At 69.7% G+C, this 618-nt stretch carries 1 protein-coding gene; it reads right to left on the bottom strand.

The features are described 5' to 3' along the window. Positions 1 to 618: aldehyde dehydrogenase family protein (locus JCM9942_RS17640; RefSeq protein ID WP_157723090.1), on the bottom strand; the 618-nt coding region annotated here is incomplete at both ends.

The raw sequence follows: 618 nt of genomic DNA, 5'->3' as shown, positions 1-618 counted from the left end.
CCATCGCGCGGTTGATCGCGCGGGCGGTTTCGGTGGAACCGGTGAAGGCCACGCCGGCCACGCGCGGATCGGCGGTGAGCGCGGCACCGACCGTGGCGCCATCGCCTGGCAGGAACTGCAGCACGCCTTCGGGCACACCGGCCTCATGCAGCAGCTTCACCGCGTAGTAGCCGACCAGGTTGGTCTGCTCGGCCGGCTTGGCGATGACGCTGTTGCCGGCGGCCAGCGCGGCGCTGACCTGTCCCAGGAAGATCGCCAGCGGGAAGTTCCACGGGCTGATGCAGACGAACACGCCGCGGCCATGCAGCTGCAGCTCGTTGCTCTCGCCGGTCGGGCTGGGCAGCTTCTCGGCGTGGCTGAACTGCTCGCGTGCCTGCTTGGCGTAGTAGCGCAGGAAGTCCACCGCCTCGCGTACTTCGGCGATGCTGTCGGGCAGGCTCTTGCCGGCTTCCTTCACGCACAGCGCCATGAACTCGGCAATGCGCGCTTCCAGCTGGTCGGCGGCGTGTTCGAGGATGGCGGCGCGGCTGGCGGCCGGGGTACGGTTCCACGCTGGTTGTGCGGCTACGGCGTTGCTCAACGCCTGCTGCACGGTGGCGGCATCGGCGGCCTGCCGAC

Origin of the sequence: Stenotrophomonas pictorum JCM 9942, from assembly GCF_001310775.1 — a bacterium.
Lineage (GTDB): Bacteria > Pseudomonadota > Gammaproteobacteria > Xanthomonadales > Xanthomonadaceae > Stenotrophomonas > Stenotrophomonas pictorum.
The sequence above is the reverse complement of the archived record's forward strand: the minus strand, read 5'-3'. Positions and strand labels throughout refer to the sequence as shown.